We start from the raw sequence: 15141 nt of genomic DNA on the forward strand, positions 1-15141 counted from the left end.
CTGCTTGCCGCGTTCGGAGATCGCATCATGACTGACGTCCTCAACCTCGGGCAGATGCTCGCCGCCCACGCGCGCCTCTCCCCAGAGCGGATCGGCGCCCGCGACCTGGAGCGGGAGATGAGCTTCGCGCTGTGGAACGCGCGGGCCTGCCGCCTTGCCAACGCCCTGCTCGGGCTCGGCCTCGCCAAGGGGGACCGGGTCGGGGTGCTCGCCTACAACTGCGTCGAGTGGGCGGAGATCTATGCCGCCACCGCCAAGGCCGGCCTGGTGGCAGTGCCCATCAACTTCCGCCTCACCGGGCGGGAAGTGCGCTTCATCGCCGAGAACGCCGAAATCGCCGCGCTCATCGTCCAGGATGCGCTGGCGGGCGTGGTGGAAGAGGTGCGCGCCGACTTGCCCATCGGCGATGACCGCATCATCCATTTCGGCCCGCGCCCGGCGCCCACGGGCTTCCGCGACTATGAACGGCTTCTCGCCGCCGCCTCGGCCGGCGAGCCGGCGCAGGTGGTGCTGGAACACGACCCCTGGACGCTCATGTACACGTCCGGCACCACCGGCAACCCGAAGGGGGCCATCCGCAGCCACCGCGGCAGCGCCCTGCTCGCGCTCACGACCGAGATCGAGCTCGGCATCCACCGCCAGGATGCCGCCCTGCTGGTGATGCCCATGTGCCATGCCAACTCGCTCTACTTCTTCGGCGCCTTCGCCTATTGCGGCGGCACCATCAACATCTATTCGCGGGCGAACTTCGATCCCGAGCACTGCGTGCGCACGCTGGCGGAAAGCGGGGCGAGCTTCACCTCGCTGGTGCCCACCCATTACGTCCTGATGCTGGGCCTCTCCGGTTCCGAGCGGGCGCGTTACGATCTCGGTTCGGTGACGAAGCTCATGGTCTCCTCCGCCCCCGCACGGCCAGACACCAAGCGCGCGGTGATGGAGATGTTCCCCAATTCCGGCCTGTTCGAGCTCTATGGCGCCACCGAGACCGGATGGGTCACCTTCCTGCATCCCCGCGAGCAGTTCTCCAAGCTCGGCTCGGTGGGGCGCGAGTGCATCGGCTCGGCGCCGATCCGCCTCCTGGGCGAGGACGGCAACGAGGTGCCGGACGGCAGCGTCGGCGAGCTTTTCTCGCGCACGCCCTACACCTTCGATGGCTATTGGCGGCTGCCGGAAAAGACCCGCGAGGCCTTCCGCGGCGACTATTGCTCGGTGGGCGACATGGCGCGGCGGGATGGGGATGGATACATCCATCTCGTCGACCGCAAGAGCAACATGATCATCTCCGGCGGCGAGAACGTCTACCCCTCCGAGGTGGAGCAGGTGCTCGCGGGCCATCCCCTGGTGCGGGACGTGGCGGTCATCGGCGTGCCGGATGGCAAATGGGGCGAGCGCGTCCACGCGGTGATCGTCGCCAAGGACGGCGCCCCCCTCTCCGAAGCGATGCTCGCGGAATGGGCGAAGGACACTCTGGCCGGCTACAAGCGGCCACGCTCCTTCGATTTCGTCCGCCACGAGGACATCCCGCGCAACGCCACCGGCAAGGTGCTCTACCGCGAGCTGAAGTCCCGGTTCGCCCGCGAGACGGTGTGACCCGCGGTCCGTTGCGTCCCAGCCCATCGCACCGCCGGCTCTGATCGCCGCGGCATGCAAAACAGCGCCGCGCGCCTGCGCGGGTGCCAGGAGAACATCCATGAAGGTCTCTGCCGACAGCGTCGCCGCGATGGTGGCCAAGGTCCTCAAGCAGCGCGGGGTCAAGCGCGTGTTCGCCCTGTGCGGCGGGCACATCATGCCGCTGTGGATGCGGCTGGACGCCGAGGGCATCGCCATCATCGATGTCCGCGACGAGCGCGCGGCGGTGCATATGGCCCAGGCGCACGCGGAACTGACGGGCGACCTCGGCGTCGCCCTCGTGACGGCGGGGCCGGGCGTGACGAATGCCATCACCGGCATTGCCAACGCCAACGTCTCGCGGGCGCCGGTCCTGATCCTGTCCGGTGCCTCGCCCCGCCCGCAGGAGAACCGCGGCGGTCTTCAGGACATGGACCAGAGCCAGCTCCTGCGCCCCATCACCCGTTATGCCCGCACCATACGCGAGCCCTCCCTGGCCCTTGCCGAGCTGGACGAAGCGATCGCCTGCGCCCTCGGGGAGAGCGACCTGCCGGGCCCCGCCTTCATCGACTTCCCGGTGGACACCCTGCGCGCCCCGGTGCCGGAGCCCCTCAGGATGGCGGAGCACATGGCCGCCAAGCCGCGCGCGCGCACGCGCCCCGATCCCGACCGTGTCGCCGCAGCGGTCGATCTCCTGTGGCGCGCAAAGCGCGTCCTCGTCATCTCCGGCCGCGGCGCCCGGCGGGCCGGTCCTGAGCTCGCCACATTCCTGGATCGGCTCGGCGCGGTCTATCTCGACACCGGCGAGAGCCGCGGCGTGATCCCGGATGAGCACCCGGCCGCCGTCAGCGCCATGCGCGGCGCAGCCATGGGGGATGCGGACGTGGTGCTGACGGTCGGGCGCAAGCTCGACTTCCAGCTGGGCTTCGGCTCACCGGCCGTGTTCGGCGCCGCGCAATTCGTGCGCATCAGCGATGCCGCGGCCGAGGTGCGCGATAACCGGCGCGGCGCGGTGGAGATCGTCGCGGACGTGGCGGCGACCCTCGACGCCATGATCGCGGCCGCCGGCAATCGCGCGCCCGCCATCGATCCGCACTGGGCGGGCAAGCTGCGCGAGGGACACCAGGCGCGCGCGGCAAAGCTGCGTCAGTCCATGGCGAGCGCTCCGGCGGGTGCCGACGGACGGCTGCATCCCAATCGCGTGCTGGCGGCGTTGCAGAAGGCGATCGGCCGCGATGCCGTAGTGATCAATGACGGGGGCGATTTCCTGGCCTTTGGGCGCGTCGGCCTCAGCGCCGATGCGATGCTCGACCCCGGCCCATTCGGCTGCATCGGCGTGGGTGTGCCCTACGGCATCGCGGCCAGCCTCGAATATCCCGACAAGCCGGTGCTGGTCGCCACCGGCGACGGCGCCTTCGGCTTCAATGCCATCGAGATCGACACGGCGGTGCGCCACAAGGCGCCGGTGCTCATCGTCGTCGCCAACAACGGGGCGTGGCAGATCGAGGTCCACGACCAGCAGGAGACCCACGGCAAGGTGGTGGGCACGCGCCTCCAGCATTCCGACCATGCCATGATGGCGCGGGCCTTCGGGATGCATGCGGAGCGGGTGGAGCGCGAGGAGGATCTTGCTCCCGCCCTCGTCCGCGCACTGGCCAACCGGCCGGCCCTGCTGGATGTGGTCGTCACCTCCGACGCGGTGTCCTCCGACGGCAAGTCGGGCCTGGCCTGGGTGCCCGACCTCCAGCCGCTCGCCGCCTGGGACGCGGCCGAGCGGGCCTGGCGGCAGGGATGATGTCGGCCGGTCTGCCGCGGCCTCGACATGACGGAGAGGGCCTCGCCCCCCGCGGTGGAGGCTGCGCGGAACGCCGAATGGGCTCGATATCGCGGTGAGCACGGCCGCCCACCGCCGCTAGGGTCCGGAGACCGCCCGCCGGGCGAGGACGAAGGGGCTCGACACGGTGGCATCCACGGCATCAAGCACGAATACGCCGGCTTGCGACAGATCGTGCCCACCATTTTTCTGCGCCGAGGAGATGGCGGGATACATGGCCGCAAGGGCGACAAACCGGTCATGCCGGAAGAGGTCCGCCGAGCCGATGCTGGAAATGTCCACGATCTGGATCCGCGCCTTTGCGCTGGCCTCCGCCACCCGTGGATCGCGCACGTCGAGCCGGCCGATGCGGCGCCGGTCCGCAGACAGGTGCTCGGACAGCGACAAGGCCACGTCATCCGGTGACACCATGACCACCATGGGGGGTGAGAGCGGCCCGATGACGGCCATCTGGGCGCGGAACACATCCACGTCGATGTCGGGGGCGGCCAGCACCACCTGCAGCTGGTTCACGACATCGTTGCGTCCCTCCAGCCGCAGCTGGCGCAAGGCCTCCGCCGTCAGCCATCCGCCCATGCTGTGGCCCACCACGGCAACCTTCCGGCTATGGGGAATGCGCGTCAGCTGGGTGAGAAGATCGGCGAGCTGATCGCGCGAGAAGGTGGCCGCATCCTTGTCGGCCAGGTAGCCGGCCTCGGTGCCTTCGGAAGGCCAGGCGAACAGCACCGGGGCCCCCTCGAAGCCGGCGTCCGCCACCATCTGGGCAAAGCGGAACAGCGCCTCCTGAAAGCTGGTGTTGTAGCCGTGCACGAACACACCGATTTCGGGCGGGCGGCCGTGTCGCCTGGCGCCCACCTCCCGGGTGAAGCTGGCCTTGTCGAGGGGCGCGCGCTCCACGGTGACGAAATCGGACGCCGGATTGGGGGGGCCCGCCGGCCACTCGATCTGTCCCGGCTTGTGGGTCGGCGGGATCGAGAGGGTGACGCGCTCATAATTCATGGTCATGGCGCGCTCGGTCGTGAAGGTCTCACCGGTCGCGCCGCCGCGGGCACGGGTGGTGGCCACATAGAGGGTGACCACCATTCCGCCGGCCGCCGGCACGCCGGTCACCTGCAGGACATCCGGCCCCGGCCGCGCGGCACAACCCGCCAGCAACACCGCGAGCAGGCATGCGACGAGCCGTAAAATAGTGGTGGAGGGCTCTGTTCTCACCATCAATCCCCACAGCGTCCTGACAGGCGCCGTTCCCCCATCGCCGCACCACGCAGCGAGCGGAGGTTCCAGAGAAGCTTAGCCTCACGCGGCCGCTTCGAACACGCCCGGCATCGGTTCCCGGTGCGCACGCTCCGCCTCGGCGCCCGGATTGCCCTGGCCTTCCGTCGGTTCCAGCGCCTTGACTGTGGAGCGGATGTCCGCCGGCATCGCGTATGGATCACGGAGCTGTCGATGGATGCGGCTGCGCCGGATGAACGGGGAGGCGACCCTTCAGGGCACCTTGTTCCGCATCGAGAACCCGAAGCCGGTCACGGCAAGGGCGGCCCGCAGGCGCCTGGAAAGGCCCGGAACGCGCGCCAGTTGAGGCGCGCGTTCCGGTGGATGTCCGGCCGGGGGCGGTTGGTCGGACATCGTCTCGTGCTCCGTCAGCCGTGATGGGCCGAGGAGGCATTCCCGGAAGCCGCCGAGCGGCTGAACAGGGCCTTGATGCGCTCGCGCGTGCTTTGGAAAGTGACGTAGAGCATGGGGATGACGAGGATGCCGACGGAGCTCGCCGCGAGCATGCCCATGAACACCGGCGTCGAAACGTTCTGGCGGGCCATCATGGAGGCGCCGTTGGCCCACACCAGCGGCACGAGGCCGAGGATGAAGGCGATGGACGTCATCATCACCGCCCGGAACCGCAGCTTGGCCGCGTTGGCCGCCGCCTCCTTCAGCTCCACCCCGTGCTCGCGCTGTTCCTTGGCGAACTCGACGATCAGGATGCCGTTCTTGGCGGCGAGCGCGATGAGCACCACGAGGCCGATCTGCCCATAGAGGTCGAGGGTGATGCCGAATGCGACCATGCCGGCAAACGCACCAAGCACGGCGACGATCACGGACAGCAGCACCGGCACCGGGATCACCCAGCTTTCGTAGAGCGCCACCAGGAACAGATAGGCGAACAGCAGCGCCAGGGCGAGGATGATGCCGGTCTGCCCGCCGGCCTGCTGCTCCTGGTAGGAGGTGCCGGTCCATTCCAGCGCATAGCCGGCCGGCAGCACCTTGGCTGCGACCTGCTGGAACGCCGCCATGGCGGTGCCCGAGGCCACCCCCGGCGCCGGCGACCCGTTGATGGTCACCGCGCGGTAGTTGTTGTAGCGGGTGATGACCGCCGGCCCGACGATGGTCTGCAGCTCGGCGATGGACTGAAGGGGCACCATGGCGCCGTCCTTGGCGCGCACATAGATGTCCCACAAGGCGGGAATATCGCGCCGATTATCCACATCACCCTGCACCTGGACCTGCCAGGTACGGCCAAACAGGTTGAAATTGTTCACATAGGAGCCGCCCAGTGTCGCCTGCAGGGCGGTGAACACATCGTTGATGCCCACCCCCAGCGCCTGGGCCTTCTCCCGGTCGATGTCGAGATAGAGCGAGGGCGCGTTGGCCGCATAGGTGGTGAACACGCGGCTCAGCGCGGGATCCTGGTTGGCGGCGCCCACGATGGCGTTGGAGATGGAGCCCATGGTGGCCGGGTCGGCCCCCTCCAGGGATTCCACCATGGCCTCGAAGCCCCCGGAGGTGGACAGGCCGATGACCGGCGGCAGGTTGAACGGCAGGATCATGGCCGAGCGGATCTGCTGCACCCCGCCGAACACCTGGCCGATGATGACTTGAACCTTGTCGAGAGCCGCCTTGCGTTCCTCGAACGGCTTCAACTGGACGATCATGAAGGCGTTGTTGCTAGCGGAGAAGCTGTCCAGCAGCGAATAGCCGATGACCGAGGTCACGTTCTCCACCTGGGGCAGCGCGCCCACCAGCTTTTCCACCTGGCGCACAGTGTCGCTGGTGCGCGCCACCGAGGCGCCATCCGGCAGCTGCACGTTGATGAAGAAGGCGCCCTGGTCCTCCTCGGGCAGGAAGCCGGAGGGCGTGATCTTCGCGAGGCTCATCACCCCGAAGGCGCACACGGCGACGATGGCCAGCGAGAGGATGGACAGCCGCAGGGTCTTGCGCACCAGGAAGGCATAGCCGTCGCGCAGATTGTCGATGCGGCGGGAAATGAAGCCCATGATGCCCCGCTTCTCCCCGCCGTGGCGCAGGAACACGGCGCACAGGGCCGGCGAGAGGGTCAGCGCGTTGAGCGCCGAGATCAGCATGGCCGCGGAGATGGTCACCGCGAACTGGCGGAACAATTCACCGGAGATGCCGGGGATGAAGCCGATGGGCACGAACACCGAGAGCAGCACCAAAGTGATGGCGATGATGGGTGCCGTCACCTGCGCCATGGCCTTCTTGCTCGCCGCGGCGGGGGAGAGCTCAGGCTCCTCCTCCATCACGCGCTCGACGTTCTCCACCACCACGATGGCATCATCCACCACGATGCCGATGGCGAGCACCAAGGCGAGCAGCGACACCGTGTTGGCTGAATAGCCGAGGGCCAGCAGGACCGCGAAGGTGCCGATGATGGAGACGGGCACGGCGATGATCGGGATGAGGGTGGCGCGCCAGTTGCCCAGGAACAGGAACACCACGGCCGCCACCAGCAGGAAGGCTTCGATCAGCGTGTGGATCACCGCGTCGATGGTGTCGTACACGAAGTCGGTGGAGTCATACATGATCTGGGCCTTGAGGCCCTCGGGCATGCGGGACTGAAGGGTCTTGAGCTTGGCGGTCACCGCCGAAGACGTGGTGAGCGCGTTGGCGCCGGGGGCGAGATAGATGCCCATGGCGACCGAGGGCTTGCCATTGAGGCGGTTGACCGAATCCTCATTCTGCGCGCCGAGCTCGACGCGCGCCACGTCCTTCACCTTCAGAACCGAGCCGTCGCGGTTCGCGCGCAGCACGATGTTGCCGAATTCCTCCGGCGTGGTGAGGCGCCCCTGGGTCTGCACGTTGAGCTGGAACTGCTGGTTGTCCGGCACCGGGCGCGCGCCGATGCGGCCCACGGGGGCCTGCACGTTCTGTGCGGAAATGGCGGCGATGACGTCGGACGGCACCATGCCGAGGCTGGCGAGCCGCTCCACATCGAACCAGATGCGCATGGAATAGTTCATCTGCCCGAACAGGGAGGCGGAGCCCACGCCCGGCGTGCGGGCGAGCTCGTCGAGCACGTTGATGACCGCATAATTGGTCATGAACAGTGGATCGTAACGCTGATCCGGACTGCTGAGGGTGATGAACTGGAGGATGGAAGAGGACTTCTTCTGCACTGTCACGCCCAGCGCCTGCACGTCGGCGGGCAATTGGGACAGGGCGGTCTGCACCCGGTTGTTGACGTTGACGGTGTTGATGTCCGGGTCGGTGCCGAGGGCGAAGGAGACGGTGAGGGTATAGCTGCCGTCGTTGCCCGAGGTGCTCTTCATGTAGAGCGCCTTGTCGACGCCGATCACCTTGGATTCGATGGGCTGGGCGACGGTGGCCTCCAGCACCTCCGCCGAGGCGCCCGGATAGGTGGCCGTGACCGAGACCTGCGGCGGCACGATATCCGGCAGCTGGGCCACCGGGATGCGCATCAGGGCCAGCGCGCCGGCGATGGAGATGACGATGGCGATGACGACGGCAAGGCGGGGGCGGTCGATGAAGATATCGGAGATCATCGCCGTCACTCCACTGTGGCGGTCTGCGCCATGGCGGGCTGCGGATCGACGGGCGTGTTCGGCCGCACCCGCTGCACCCCTTCCACGACGATCGTTTCGCCGCCCGACAGGCCTTCGATGACGCGGGCCTTGCCCGCGGTGGACTGGCCGAGCTTCACGCGGCGCACCTGCGCGATCTTGTCGGCGCCCACCACATAGACGAAGTCGCCCTGCTGGTCGGTCATCACGGCCGCGCGCGGCACCGCCAGTACCTGCTGAGCCTTCACCGCCTCCAGAACCACGCGGACGAACTCGTCATTGTAGAGCTCGCGCTGCCCGTTGGCGTCGAGCGGATTGGCGATCTTGCCGCGCACGGTGATGGAATCGGTGTTGGCGGCGACGTTCGGGTCGATGAAGTCGAGCTGGCCCACTTCGCCATAAAGTCGACCGTCCGGCAGCCGCAGGCGGATGCGCAATCCCCCTTCAGCGCCGCCTTCCGCGGCATGCGCCTGTTGCAGCTCGATGAGCTTGCGGGTGGGCACGGGAAAGGTGACGTACATGGGGTCCTGGCTCACCACGCTCACCAGCGCGCCCGATGAGGGCGACACCACGTTGCCCACCGTTACCGCCGTGCGGCCGATGCGCCCGTCGATGGGGGTGCGGATCTCGGTGTAGTCGAGATTGATCTGGGCCACCTGCAGGGCGGCCTTGGCGGATTGCAGCTGAGCCTGCGCCGTGCGCTGGCTGGCCACCGCATTGTCGAGGGTGCTTTGGGAGCCGCTGCCCGACTTCTGCAGCTTGTCGGCACGCTCGAAGGTGAGGTTCGCGTTGTCGAGCTGGGCCTGGGCCTGCGCCACGGCGGCCTGCTTGGCGGCCACCTCCGCGGCGAACGGGGCCCGCTCCAGCCGGAACAGGAGATCCCCCTTCTTGACGTCCGTGCCTTCAGTGAACTGGCGCTCCTCCAGGAAGGCGGTGACACGGGCCACGGCGTTCAGCCGCTGGATGGCCTCGATGCGGCCGTTGAACTCGGTGGTCGGCCGCACGTCCTCCGGCGCCACGTTGGCAACTCCCACGGCCGGCGGCCCCCCGCCCGGCATTTGCGCAAGAGCCGGGACGGGGAAGAGCAGGCAACTGCCGAGAAGGACGGCGAGGAACGAGGAGCGCATGGCTTGAACCTTTCTCCGTGCCGCATATACATACATTATGTTTGTTTGTAAACAGGCGCTGAGAGACCGGCCCGGCGCTACGGTGGCGCTTGACCGGCGGAGGCAGTATTGCTGCCGCACGCACGATCGGTTGCAGAGCCTGCGGCGCGACGGCAGTCACCGAGGCCGCCGGCGCGCCAACCGGGGGCGGCGCGCCGGGCAAGGAGACGGGACGCGGTCATGAGGCGAACCAAGGAGCAGGCGGCGGAAACCGGGCGCCAGATTCTCAAAGCCGCCGAAGCTCTCTTCCTTGATGCGGGCTACGACAACGTGCGTCTCGAGGAGATCGCGGTGGCGGCGGGGGTGACACGCGGCGCCGTGCATTGGCACTTCAAGAACAAGCAGGGGCTGCTTCTGGCCCTGCGGGAAGAGGCCCAAGCCCCGTTTTGCGAGCTGGCCGACCTTGTGGGGCACGAAAATGGCCCGGCCCTGCTGTCTCACTTCGATAAGGCCTTATGCGAAATGTTCTCGGCTCTGGAGGGGGATCCGCGCCGCAAGGGGCTGATCCGGGTGCTGATGCGTCTCGATCTCGGCCTGTCGGACCAGGATGACAACGGCGGCACCACGTTCCGCGAGGAGATGAGATCGGCCCTGGAGCGGATCTTTCAGGTGGTCGAGCGCGATGTCGGGCTGCGCCCCCCCTGGACGCCACAGACCGCCGCCGCCGCCCTGGGCGTCACCATCAGCGGCATGGTGCTGGAATGGGCGCTCGGCAAGGACAGCGTCCGCCTCGTGCCGGACGGTCTGCAGCTCATCCGGACCATGCTGGACATGTGGATGAAAACCCCCGGCGACACAGCAGACATCGCGGTGCCGGTCGAGGGCTGACACCGGCCCGGCAGCAATCCGGCGCAACCCGCCGATGGCGCGCTCCTTCGGCCGCGGACACGCGGCAGCCCCCATCGGGGCGCGAGGTGTTGATCGAAAGGCGAAGGAGCCAGATCCACCGGCGACAAAGGCCGGCTCTGCAGCGACGGGGCGCGCCGACACCCCCTCCCCGCGAGCCCGCGCTCAGACGGTGGCGGTGCGGGCCTGCTCGGCCAGATGCCCGGCGAGGCGGTGGGCCAGCGCCATGATGGTGAGGGTGAGGTGCTTGTCCGGCAGGAACGGCACCACGCCGCCGTCGCACACATAGACATTGTCCATGTCGTGCAGGCGCATGTCCCCATTCACCACGCCGGTGGCGGGATCATCCGATGCGGCGGTGGTGCCGGCATAATGGATGCCGGTGCCGGTATTGTCCCGCGAGGCGTGCATGGAGGTGGCGCCGGCGTGCCGCAGCACCTTGCGGCCCCAGGCATCCATGGCATCCATCATGGCTTCGGTGCGGTCGGAATGGGAGAAGTCCACCGCCACGTGCGGGACGCCGAAGCGGTCCCGCGTGGTGCCCGGCCGCACCCGGTTGGCGGGCGTCGGATCGCCGGCGCAGAACAGGCCCAGCGTGACATAGGAATGGAACATGAAGCGGGCGAGGCGCTCCTTCATGAACACCGGGAAGCGCTTCATGCCCGCCAGATAGTGCGGCACATCGGGAATGCCGTGGATGGCGTGGCCGATGAAGGGAAACTCCTCCCCATCGGGCAGCGTGCCCCGCGACATGAGGATCAGGAGATCCCCATAGCCGATGTCATAGTCACGCGCCTTGCCCCACAGCTGCCACAGGGAGGTGGAGACCACCGCTTTGGGATTGTCCTGCAGCCTGAGCCCCAATTGGCCGGTGGCGTTGCCCATGCCCTCGGGCGCCATCTCGTCGGCGGAATTGAACAGGATGCGCGGGCTCTCCACCGCCCCGGCCGCCAGCACCACCACCTTGGCGGCCAGGCTGCGGGCTTCGCCCGTGGCCATGTCGATATAGTCCACGCCCGAGGCCTGCCGCGCGCCGCCGGCGCGGGTGATGCGCACCACCTTGGCGCCGGTGACGAGCGTGTAATTGGGCAGGTCGCGGATTTCCGGGAGCAGCCGCGAGGTGAACTTATAGACCGCGCCGGTGGGGCAGCCGGAGGTGCAGATGCCGGTGGAGACGCAGGCCTTCGGGCTGTCGGGCCGGGTGTCGATGGCCTTGCGGTTGGGAATGGCCCGGGAATAGGTCTCGCCCAGCCCGTCCACCGCGGCGATGATCATGTGATCCGGCGGCCGCAGGGGCTTGGGCTCCACGAAGATGCCGTCAGGCAGTTCCTCGATGTTCTCCGTGGTGCCGCACACCACGATGCGCCGCTCCACCGCATCGTAATGGGGCGCGAGGGTCTCGTAGGGGAATGGCCAATGGGCGAAATCCTTGGCCGAAAAGCGCACGCTGACGCCGTTCCACAGGTTCTGCAGACCGTTGACGGCGAGCACCTGATAATGGTGAAAGCCGCCTTCCGGCCAGCCGGTGGAACCGTCCCCGCCCTTCTCGTAGAGCGGATGGACGAACAGGCTGTCGTGCGGTTCCGCCGGCCAGACGGTGTTGGCGCGAATGCCGAAATCCAGCGCCGTGTTGGGCGGATCGACGGTCTTGAAATGATCGTCGGCGAGCACGCCGCCCTGTTCCAGGGAAATGACGTTCAGGCCCGCCTTGGCGAGCTCGTAGGCGAGAATGCCGCCGCCCGCCCCGGTGCCGACGACGACGACATCACAAGGGGTCGCTTCAGCCACGCACGCCTCCCAACGGCCATTCACCCACGCTTTTCAGGAACGAGGGCGAGGCGAAATGCATGTATTCGAGAAAGGCGAAGACGGCGGTGGCGTCCTCCGCCAGGTGCTCACGGCGCACCTCGCCGCCGGCGGCAAAGCCGGAACGGGCGGCGATACGGTGGAAGGCGGCGTTGAGCTGCAGATTCAGCGCGGCGATGCGGGCGAGATCATCGATGAGCGGCTCGAGTGCCGGGTGGTAGGGATCAAGCGGCAGCAGCGCCACCACCAGCCCGTGGAAATCAAGGGCCGGCGGATCCGCCGGGGCAAGGCCCGCCGTTTCGGGATGTTCCGCAACCATGCTGATCCTCCTCAGGCGTGGGCCACGCCGCGGCCGAGCTGGCGCAGCGGGCGGCCGCTCTTCAGGTGGCGCTCGATCTCTTCCAGGGACACGCCATTGGTCTCCGGCACCAGCCACAGGGTGAAGGCAATGCCGGCCACGCAGACGAGGGCGTAAAGGCCGAACACGCCGCCGAGACCGAACTCGGCGACCAGGATGGGGAAGGAGAAGACCACCAGGAAGTTGAAGCCCCAGTTCACCAGCGAGGCGAGGCTCATGCCCAGGGCGCGCACGTTCAGCGGAAACACCTCGGCCATCATCACCCAGGGCATGGGGCCGAGGGCGATGGCGAAGGCGGAGATGTAGAGCACCAAAGCGGCGAAGGTGATGCCGTCCATGCCGGGCATGTTGGTGGCCGCGCCGATGGCGATGATGCCCAGCGCCACCGCGGTGCCGGCAAAACCGATCAGCAGCAGCAGCCGGCGGCCGATGCGGTCGATCAGCAGCATGCCCACCACCGTCATCGCCACGTTCACGAAGCCGATGCCGGCGGTGGCGAGGATGGTGTTGGTGGCCGAGCTGAAGCCGGCATGCTCGAACACGGTAGGGGCGTAATAGATCACCGCATTGATGCCGGAGAGCTGCTGCAGCAGGAACAGCCCCATGGCGACGATGAGGGCGGGGCGGACATCGGGCTTGAAGAGATCGGCGAAGCGGCCGTGGCGCTGCGCATCGGCCTCGGCGCCGGCGCGGATGGCCTCGAACTCCGCCGCCACCTTGCGATCCGTCTCCGGCTGGCCGCGCATGCGCGCCAGCACCTGGCGGGCCTCGACGTTGCGCCCGCGCGAGACGAGCCAGCGCGGCGTGTCGGTGCCCATGAAGATGCCGGCGAACAGCAGCACGGCGGGCACCGCGCCCACCGCGAACATCAGGCGCCAGTTGTCGTCGAACACATAGCCCACCAGATAGGCGCCGAGAATGCCGAGGGTGACGGCCAGCTGGTAGATGGAGACCAGTTGGCCCCGCTGCTCGGTGGGCGCGCTCTCGGAAATGTAGAGCGGCGCCATCATGGCGGCGATGCCCACCCCGAAGCCGATGATGAGCCGCGCCCCGGTCAGCGTCCAAAGACCACCGGCGGTGGCGCTCAGCAGCGCGCCGATGATGAACAGCGCGCCCGCCACCAGCAGCAGCTTGCGGCGGCCCGCGGCGGCCGCGAAACGCCCGCCCAGGATGGCCCCCACGAAGGCGCCGAACGGCACCGCCGAGGTCATCATGCCTTCGGCCAGCGGATCGATGCCGAGATCCTGCCGCAGCGGGCCGAGGGCGCCGGCGATGACCCCCTCGTCGAAGCCGAACAGGGCGCCGGCGATGCCGGCGATGGTGGCGATGAGATAGATCACGGGCGCCCTCCACGGTGGGTCGTTGGCGCGCCGGAGCGCGCATGGGCCGGCGTCAGTCGAGGACGACGCGGGCCACCTTGCGGATCGCGGTCACGATGTCGGACACGTCGGTGTCGGTGAGGGTGGACGCGATGGTCAGGAGTGCGCCGCGGGCATGTAGATCGTCACAATGGGCGAGCGCCCCGGGCCCATAATGATAATCAGCGCCGAAGGCGTTGGACGGCAGCGTCCAGGGCGCACCGTCGCGGCTGTTGGAGCGCTTGTTCACCAGGCTCGGAATGTTGCAGTACCAGTGCATGCCCCATTCCCGCAGGGTGAGGCAGGCGAGGGAGCCCGGCGGGCCGGCGATGCCCTCGGCCCGCAGGGCGTCCACGAAGCGGCGGGCGGTGGCCTCGTCCTTCAGCAGCATCAGCAGGAACGGGCCGGTATCCCCCTTGGGATCGACGATGGTGCGGAAGCCGAGGCCCGGCACGTCGGCGAGGGCGCTGCGGATGCGCCATTTGGCGTCGCGCATGGCGCCGGTGATCTGGCCGAGCTTGCGCATCTGGGCAAGACACATGGCGCCGGACAGCTCGGACATGCGCGCGCCCACGCCCCACAGCTGGCAGCTCTCGTCGGAGGTGTCGAGGCGGCCCTGGGCGTTGCGCGGATAGCCGAGGTCGTGCAGAGCGACGATGCGGCGGAACAGGTCGTCGCGCTCGGTCACCACCATGCCGCCGTCGCCGGAGGTCATGTTCTTGTTCAGCTGGAACGAGAAGATGCCGATGTCGCCGAAAGTGCCCACGGCCTTGCCGTTCTGGCTGGCGCCCGCGGCCTGGGCACAGTCCTCGATGAGGCCGATGCCGCGGGTCTTGCAGATCGCCGCCACCTCGGCCACCCGCCCGGGCGCGCCGCTCATATGCACCATCAAGGCGGCGCGGGTCTGGGGGCCGATCTTGCGGGCCAGGTCTTCGGGATCGAGGGTGAAGCAGTCGTCGATGTCCACCAGGCGCGGAATGGCGCCGGCGCGCACCACGGCGCTGACACAGCTGACCCACAGATAGCCGGGAACCAGAACCTCGTCGCCGGGGCCGATCTCCAGCGCCGACATGGCGATGCTCAAGGCCGCCGTGCCGGAGGATACGCCCAGGGCATGCTTGTGGCCAAAGGCGGCGCACCATTCGTTCTCCAGCGTATCCACCATGTGCTGGAGATCGGGGCCGTAGAAACGGAACGGGCTGCGGGCCTGAACCACGCGCGAGACCAGCTCCAGCTCCTCCGCGCCGATCCAGTGGGCGCCGGGCAGTTCCCAGGGCAGCGGCGCGGTGCGGACGGGCTGTCCACCCTCGATGGCGAGGCGGTTGGCGTGCTCCTGCGCGGCGGTGGGCAT

11 protein-coding genes are annotated in these 15141 nt (G+C 68.3%); 3 read left to right on the forward strand and 8 right to left on the reverse strand.

The window, feature by feature from the left end; genetic code table 11:
* Window positions 1-27: 27 nt before the first annotated feature.
* Together MEU52_RS20550 and MEU52_RS20555 are read left to right on the forward strand one after the other, a co-directional pair.
* Window positions 28-1590 (forward strand): class I adenylate-forming enzyme family protein, encoded by a 1563-nt coding sequence (locus MEU52_RS20550; protein ID WP_238123660.1) that lies wholly within the window; start codon window positions 28-30, stop codon window positions 1588-1590.
* A 100-nt stretch (window positions 1591-1690) separates the two neighbouring features.
* Window positions 1691-3403, forward strand: coding sequence for a thiamine pyrophosphate-binding protein (locus MEU52_RS20555; RefSeq protein ID WP_238123661.1), 1713 nt, complete (start codon window positions 1691-1693; stop codon window positions 3401-3403).
* A 117-nt stretch (window positions 3404-3520) separates the two neighbouring features.
* Here MEU52_RS20555 and MEU52_RS20560 read toward each other — a convergent pair whose 3' ends face one another.
* The 4 genes from MEU52_RS20560 to MEU52_RS20570 all read right to left on the reverse strand — a co-directional run bounded on the left by MEU52_RS20560 (window position 3521) and on the right by MEU52_RS20570 (window position 9290).
* Window positions 3521-4657, reverse strand: coding sequence for an alpha/beta hydrolase (locus tag MEU52_RS20560; protein ID WP_238123662.1), 1137 nt, complete (start codon window positions 4655-4657; stop codon window positions 3521-3523).
* A gap of 81 nt (window positions 4658-4738) precedes the next feature.
* Window positions 4739-4864 carry a hypothetical protein gene (locus MEU52_RS21875; RefSeq protein ID WP_273546397.1) on the reverse strand — a complete coding sequence of 42 codons (126 nt, stop codon included), beginning with the start codon at window positions 4862-4864 and terminating at the stop codon, window positions 4739-4741.
* 218 nt (window positions 4865-5082) lie between these two features.
* Window positions 5083-8238, reverse strand: a complete 3156-nt coding sequence (locus tag MEU52_RS20565) for an efflux RND transporter permease subunit (protein ID WP_238123663.1) — start codon at window positions 8236-8238, stop codon at window positions 5083-5085.
* Between the two features lie 5 nt (window positions 8239-8243).
* Window positions 8244-9290, reverse strand: a complete 1047-nt coding sequence (locus MEU52_RS20570; RefSeq protein ID WP_337927672.1) for an efflux RND transporter periplasmic adaptor subunit — start codon at window positions 9288-9290, stop codon at window positions 8244-8246.
* A gap of 312 nt (window positions 9291-9602) precedes the next feature.
* Here MEU52_RS20570 and MEU52_RS21880 point away from each other — a divergent pair, with 312 nt between their 5' ends.
* On the forward strand, window positions 9603-10250 hold the full coding sequence (locus tag MEU52_RS21880) for a TetR family transcriptional regulator (protein ID WP_273546398.1): 648 nt from the start codon (window positions 9603-9605) through the stop codon (window positions 10248-10250).
* Window positions 10251-10433: 183 nt separating this feature from the next.
* Here MEU52_RS21880 and MEU52_RS20580 read toward each other — a convergent pair whose 3' ends face one another.
* The 4 genes from MEU52_RS20580 to MEU52_RS20595 are packed head-to-tail and all read right to left on the reverse strand — an operon-like array spanning window position 10434 to window position 15141.
* On the reverse strand, window positions 10434-12056 hold the full coding sequence (locus tag MEU52_RS20580) for a GMC oxidoreductase (protein WP_238123665.1): 1623 nt from the start codon (window positions 12054-12056) through the stop codon (window positions 10434-10436).
* Entirely contained in the window at window positions 12049-12393 is a 345-nt protein-coding gene (locus MEU52_RS20585; RefSeq protein ID WP_238123666.1) for a hypothetical protein, read from the reverse strand. The genes MEU52_RS20580 and MEU52_RS20585 overlap by 8 nt, the downstream gene beginning before the upstream one ends.
* A gap of 11 nt (window positions 12394-12404) precedes the next feature.
* On the reverse strand, window positions 12405-13772 hold the full coding sequence (locus MEU52_RS20590; protein WP_238123667.1) for a sugar porter family MFS transporter: 1368 nt from the start codon (window positions 13770-13772) through the stop codon (window positions 12405-12407).
* 52 nt (window positions 13773-13824) lie between these two features.
* Window positions 13825-15141, reverse strand: a complete 1317-nt coding sequence (locus MEU52_RS20595; protein WP_238123699.1) for a DegT/DnrJ/EryC1/StrS family aminotransferase — start codon at window positions 15139-15141, stop codon at window positions 13825-13827.

Source organism: Xanthobacter sp. NM-25, from assembly GCF_022138605.1.
Classification (GTDB): domain Bacteria; phylum Pseudomonadota; class Alphaproteobacteria; order Rhizobiales; family Xanthobacteraceae; genus Xanthobacter.

What these genes read in the sequence shown, in the direction of transcription:
- MEU52_RS20550 (WP_238123660.1), top strand. Translation starts at nt 28, where the DNA reads ATGACTGACGTCCTCAACCTCGGGCAGATGCTCGCCGCCCACGCGCGC.
- MEU52_RS20555 (WP_238123661.1), top strand. Translation starts at nt 1,691, where the DNA reads ATGAAGGTCTCTGCCGACAGCGTCGCCGCGATGGTGGCCAAGGTCCTC.
- MEU52_RS20560 (WP_238123662.1), bottom strand. Translation starts at nt 4,657, where the DNA reads ATGGTGAGAACAGAGCCCTCCACCACTATTTTACGGCTCGTCGCATGC.
- MEU52_RS21875 (WP_273546397.1), bottom strand. Translation starts at nt 4,864, where the DNA reads ATGCCGGCGGACATCCGCTCCACAGTCAAGGCGCTGGAACCGACGGAA.
- MEU52_RS20565 (WP_238123663.1), bottom strand. Translation starts at nt 8,238, where the DNA reads ATGATCTCCGATATCTTCATCGACCGCCCCCGCCTTGCCGTCGTCATC.
- MEU52_RS21880 (WP_273546398.1), top strand. Translation starts at nt 9,603, where the DNA reads ATGAGGCGAACCAAGGAGCAGGCGGCGGAAACCGGGCGCCAGATTCTC.
- MEU52_RS20585 (WP_238123666.1), bottom strand. Translation starts at nt 12,393, where the DNA reads ATGGTTGCGGAACATCCCGAAACGGCGGGCCTTGCCCCGGCGGATCCG.
- MEU52_RS20595 (WP_238123699.1), bottom strand. Translation starts at nt 15,141, where the DNA reads ATGCCCACCGCCGCGCAGGAGCACGCCAACCGCCTCGCCATCGAGGGT.